At 69.1% G+C, this 5,506-nt stretch carries 5 protein-coding genes; all 5 read left to right on the top strand.

Features of this window, described 5'->3' with window-relative positions:
- Window positions 1–176: 176 nt before the first annotated feature.
- The 5 genes from FE256_RS17405 to FE256_RS17385 are packed head-to-tail and all read left to right on the top strand — an operon-like array spanning window position 177 to window position 5,396.
- A complete protein-coding gene (locus FE256_RS17405) occupies window positions 177–1,202 on the top strand; it encodes a LacI family DNA-binding transcriptional regulator (RefSeq protein WP_138178159.1) in 1,026 nt (341 codons plus the stop codon).
- 40 nt (window positions 1,203–1,242) lie between these two features.
- Complete coding sequence (locus tag FE256_RS17400) at window positions 1,243–2,526, top strand: extracellular solute-binding protein (RefSeq protein WP_138178157.1); 1,284 nt, start codon at window positions 1,243–1,245, stop codon at window positions 2,524–2,526.
- Window position 2,527: 1 nt separating this feature from the next.
- On the top strand, window positions 2,528–3,502 hold the full coding sequence (locus FE256_RS17395; RefSeq protein WP_138178155.1) for a carbohydrate ABC transporter permease: 975 nt from the start codon (window positions 2,528–2,530) through the stop codon (window positions 3,500–3,502).
- Window positions 3,499–4,326 carry a carbohydrate ABC transporter permease gene (locus FE256_RS17390; RefSeq protein WP_138178153.1) on the top strand — a complete coding sequence of 276 codons (828 nt, stop codon included), beginning with the start codon at window positions 3,499–3,501 and terminating at the stop codon, window positions 4,324–4,326. Before FE256_RS17395 ends, FE256_RS17390 begins: the two co-directional genes overlap by 4 nt.
- Window positions 4,327–4,328: 2 nt before the next feature.
- Window positions 4,329–5,396: a glycoside hydrolase family 130 protein gene (locus FE256_RS17385; RefSeq protein WP_138178151.1), complete on the top strand. Its 1,068-nt coding sequence runs from the start codon at window positions 4,329–4,331 to the stop codon at window positions 5,394–5,396.
- Window positions 5,397–5,506: the final 110 nt, after the last annotated feature.

The following is a 5,506-nucleotide window of genomic DNA, read 5'->3' as shown; positions in this document are numbered from 1 at the left end:
GTTGCGGGGCGTCCCCGCCGGGGCCCCAAACCCAGAAGGCTCGTCGTGGCCCCGGGGCCACCTACGGCGCCCCGGGGCCACGGAGTGCCCGTCGAGGGTTGACGGCGTCCCTGAACCGGTTTAGGCTCGACCCACTGAACCGGTTTAGATCGCCGGATGCCACGACGAGGTGAAGCATGACGAACGAGACGCGACCCACGATCGCCGATGTCGCGCGGCGCGCCGGGGTCAGCAAGGGGCTGGTGTCCTTCGCGCTGAACGGTCGCGCGGGCGTCTCGCCCGACACTCGCGCGCGCATCCTCTCCGTCGCTGCCGAGATGGGATGGAGCCCGAGCCTCCGAGCCCGCTCGCTGAGCGTGGGACGTGCGTTCGCGTGCGGCCTCGTCATCGGCCGCAGCCCCGACGTGATCGCCGCCGACCCCTTCTTCCCGTCGTTCATCGCGGGCGTCGAGGACGAGTTCTCGGTGTCCGGCCAAGTGCTGGTGCTCGCGGCCGCCACCCCCGGCCGCCATGAAGAGCAGACCTACCGCGGACTCGCCGCGGACCGTCGCGTCGACGGCGTCATCCTCTCCGACCTGCGTGCCGACGACCCCCGCATCGCCCTCGTCGCGAGCCTCGGTATCGCCGCCGTGACCCTTGGTGTGCCCGATGTCGACAGTCCCTTCACCTCGGTGTCGGTGGACGACGGCGCGGGCATCCGTCTCGCGGTCGACCACCTCGCCGACCTCGGGCACACCGAGATCGCCCACGTCGCCGGGCCCTCCGCCATGCTGCACGGCCGTCACCGCGCAGCGGCGTTCGAAGCCGCGGCGCGGGCGCGTGGCATCCGGGCCCGTGTCGTCGAGACGGACTTCAGCGCCGCCGACGGGGCGCGGGCCACCACGGCCCTGCTCGATGCCGAGGTCCCGCCGACGGCGATCGTCTACTCGAACGACAACATGGCTGTCGCGGGGCTCGGCACGGCGCAGCGCCGCGGCCTGTCGGTGCCCCGCGACCTCTCGATCACCGGGTTCGACGACACCGAACTCGGCCGGCACCTGTTCCCCGCCCTCACGAGCGTCTCCACCGACGCTCGCGGCTGGGGGAGCGCGGCCGCGCGAGCGCTGCTGCAGGCCATCGGCGGGGCGGAGCCCGAAGCGCTCGTCCTCGCCGACCCGGTCCTGTGCGTGCGCGACTCCACGGCACCGCCGACACGAAGCTGACACCCCGCGGGCCCCCGCCCGCCCCCACAAGGAGGAAGACATGCGACGACGCATTCTCGCCACAGCAGTAGCCGCCACCGGCATCCTCGCCCTCTCCGCGTGCAGCGGAGGCGGCGGTGGTGCCTCGGGAATGGATGCCAAGGGCCCGATCACGATCTGGTATTCCAACAACGCCGCAGAGATCGCGTGGGGCCAGCAGATGGTCGAGGCCTGGAACGCCGACCACCCCGACGAGCAGATCACGGCGCAGGAGATCCCCGCGGGGTCCTCCAGCGAAGAGGTCATCGGTGCGGCGATCACCGCGGGCAACGCCCCGTGTCTGGTGTTCAACACCTCGCCCGCGGCCGTGCCCGGCTTCCAGCGCCAAGGCGGCCTCGTGAACTTGTCGGACTTCCCCGACGGCGAGCAGTACATCACCGAGCGCAGCGGCGACCTCGCCGACCAGTACCGCTCGGACGACGGCGGCTTCTACCAGCTGCCGTGGAAGAGCAACCCGGTGATGATCTTCTACAACAAGGACCTGTTCGCGAAGGCCGGTCTCGACCCCGAGAAGCCGCAGCTGTCGACGTACGACGAGTTCCTCGCGACCTCGCAGAAGCTGAAGGCCGCGGGCGTCTCGGACTACGCCATCAACCCGGCGCCCACGAGCGAGTTCTTCCAGTCGTGGTTCGACTTCTACCCGCTGTACGCCGCGCAGACCGGGGGCAAGCAGCTCGTCGAGGACGGCAAGGCCACCTTCAACGACGCCGACGGTGAGGCCGTCGCGAACTTCTGGCGCACGATCTACACCGACAAGCTCGCCGGCAACGAGCAGTACCAGGGCGACGCGTTCGCCGACGGCAAGGCCGCGATGGCCATCGTCGGACCGTGGGCCGTGTCGGTCTACAAGGACAAGGTCAACTGGGGCGCCGTGCCCGTGCCGACAGAGAAGGGCACCGCGGCCGACCAGACGTGGACCTTCAGCGACGCGAAGAACGTCGGTCTCTTCACCGCGTGCCAGAACAAGGGCACCGCCTGGGAGGTGCTGAAGTTCGCCACCAGCCAGGAGCAGGACGGGAAGTGGCTCGAAGAGACCGGTCAGATGCCGCTCCGCACCGACCTGACCACCACGTACGCCGACTACTTCAGCGCCAACCCGGCATACCAGCAGTTCGGTGACCAGGCCGCGCGCACCGTCGAGGTGCCCAACGTCACCAGCTCGGTCGAGATCTGGCAGGCGTTCCGCGACGAGTACTCCAAGTCGGTCATCTTCGGCGAAGAGGACGTGAACACCTTCCTCTCCAACGCCCAGACGCAGATCGACCAGCTCGGGGCGGGGAAGTGACATGACCGCCGATCTCACCCGCACGCCCGGTCGGACCGGGGGCGACCCCGGCCGGTCCGGTCGTGCGGGTGGAGTGGGGGATGCCGGGAAGAAGCGGCGCCGCCTCCTCGGGGCGCAGCCGCTCGGCATCCTGTTCTCCGCTCCGTACCTGATCTTCATCGGGGTCGTCTTCGCCTACCCGATCGTGTTCGCGGTGTGGATGTCGTTCCACGACTACTTCTTCACCGCCCCGGGCGCGAACGTCGACCGGCCGTTCGTCGGCCTCGACAACTACGTCACGGCGCTGAGCGACCCGGCCGTCTGGCGGTCGTTCGGCAACGTCGGGATCTTCCTGCTCATCAACGTCCCGTTGACGGTCGTGCTGTCGATCGTGCTGGCCACGGCGCTGGACCGGGTGGTGCGAGCCCGCGCGTTCTTCCGCGTCGCGTTCTACGTGCCCTACGTCACGGCATCCGTCGCCGTCGTCGCGGTGTGGCTGTTCCTGTTCTCGAACTCGGGGCTGATCAACAACGCGCTCGGCCCGCTCGCGCCGAGCCCGTCGTGGCTGGTCAACTCGGCGCTGGCGATGCCGACGATCGCGCTGTTCGTGACGTGGAAGGGGCTCGGGTTCTACATCCTGCTGTACCTCGCGGCGCTCCAGAACGTGCAGCACGAGCTGTACGAATCGGTCGCGGTGGACGGCGGCGGACGCCTCCGGCAGTTCTTCTCGGTGACCGTGCCGGGCGTGCGTCCGGCGACGTTCCTCGTGGTGCTGCTGGCCACGATCACCGGCGCGAACCTCTTCACCGAACCGTACCTGCTCACCAACGGCGGCGGCCCCAACGGGGCGTCGACATCGCCCGTGCTCCTCATCTACCAGAAGGGCATCGAGCAGCAGAACCCCGACGTGGCCGCGGCCATCGGGGTGGTGCTGATCATCTTCGTGCTGATCATCGCGGCGCTCCAGCGCCGGTTCGTGGGGAGGGAGGAATCATGAGGACGAGAGTCGTGACCTACGGCGTGCTGACGCTCGGCGCCCTGGCGTTCCTGTTCCCCTTCTACTACATGGTCGTCGGCTCGCTACAGACGAACCCCGACACCTCGATCGCGGGGGCTTTCCCGCACCCGTCGAACCTGACGCTCGAGAACTACACGGCGATCGACGGGCGCATCAACCTGCTGAAGGGCCTCGTGAACTCGGGGATCTTCACCGGGGGCGTGATCCTCGGCACCGTCGTGTTCGGGGTGCTCGCCGGGTACGCGCTCGCGGTGCTGAAGTGGCGCGGCCGGTCGGCGACCTTCGCGCTCGTGCTGCTGGTGCAGGTGATCCCGTTCCAGCTGCTGATGATCCCGCTGTACGTCATGATCGCCCGCGACTACGGCCTGAGCGACAGCTACCTCGGCATGATCCTGCCGTTCTTCATCAACTCCACGGCCGTCGTCATCTTCCGGCAGTACTTCCTGCAGCTCCCCAAGGAACTGTTCGACGCCGCCCGCATCGACGGGGCGAACGAGTTCCGGCTGCTGTGGAGCGTCGCGCTGCCGCTCGTGCGTCCGGCGCTGCTGACCGCGGTGCTGCTGACCTTCATCGGTCCGTGGAACGAGTTCCTGTGGCCCTTCCTCATCACGAAGGATGCCGCCATGCAGCCGCTCGCGGTGTCGCTGGCGAACTTCATCTCCACCATCGCGGCATCCACGACCAACCCCTTCGGCGCGATGATGGCCGGCGCCGTCGTGCTCGCCGCCCCCGCGGTGGCGCTGTTCCTGATCTTCCAGCGCTACTTCACCTCCAACGACCTCGGATCCGGAGTGAAAGGATGACAATGACCCCCGCATCCCCCGTCCCTTACCGCCTCACACGCCTCGGTGTGGTGATGACCCCCGAACCCGGGAACACCGACGAAGCGGAGGGCGTGCTCAACCCGGCCTCGGGTCGCGGCCCGGACGGCGAGCTGTACCTGCTGCCGCGCCTGGTCGCCGAGGGCAACGTGTCGCGCGTGGGCCTCGCCCGCGTCGTCGTCGAGGACGGTGTGCCCGTCGCCGTCGAACGCGAGGGCGTGGTGCTCCAGCCCGACCGCGGCTGGGAGCGCGGCGCCGACAACGCCGGAACCGAAGACCCGCGCACGACATGGGTCGAGGCGCTCGGCCTGCACGTCATGACCTACGTCGCCTACGGGCCGTTGGGTCCGCGGACCGCGATCGCGGTGTCGGACGACCTGCGCGACTGGCGGCGGCTCGGACCCGTGCTGTTCCGCTACCAGGACGACCTCGACATGGACCTCAACCTGTTCCACAACAAGGACACCGTGTTCTTCCCCGAGCCGGTGACCGCGCCCGACGGCACCGAGGCCTTCGCGGTGCTCCACCGCCCGATGTGGGACCTCGGCGAGACCAAGCCCGGTCAGGGCGTGCGGCTGCCGGCCGGCATCGAGGATGCGCGGCAGTCCATCTGGATCAGCTACGTGCCCGTGGCATCCGTTCGGGAAGACCTGTCGAACCTCGCGCTGTGGGAGCAGCACCGGTTCGTCGCGGGGCCGGAGTTCCCGTTCGAAGAGGTCAAGATCGGGGGCGGTCCGCCGCCGCTGCGCATCCCGGAGGGGTGGCTCGTGCTGCACCACGGCGTGACCGGCGTGATCGACAGCGCGTTCTCGCAGCAGCAGAAGGTCAACTATGCCGCCGGTGCCCTCATCCTGGATGCCGACGACCCCAGCCGCGTGATCGCGCGCACGCCCGAGCCGCTCCTGGCTCCCGAGACCGACGACGAGCGCAGCGGAATCGTGCCCAACGTCGTCTTCCCGACCGCGATCGAGGAGATCGACGGCCGACACTTCGTGTTCTACGGCATGGCGGACTCGAAGATCGGCGTCGCCCTGCTCGAACGCACTGACTGAAGCCCCGCGTCGCGTCCGACGCCGGGAGGCTCGGGCGCGGCGCGGTCACAACTCCTGCAGGATCGCCGCCGCATCCGCCGTTCGGCGGCCCCGAGGTGGTTCTGCAGGAG

The sequence above is a fragment of the Microbacterium sp. 5K110 genome (assembly GCF_005774735.1).
GTDB lineage: Bacteria > Actinomycetota > Actinomycetes > Actinomycetales > Microbacteriaceae > Microbacterium.
Note: the sequence above shows the minus strand (reverse complement) of the source record. Positions and strands in the feature narration are given on the sequence as shown.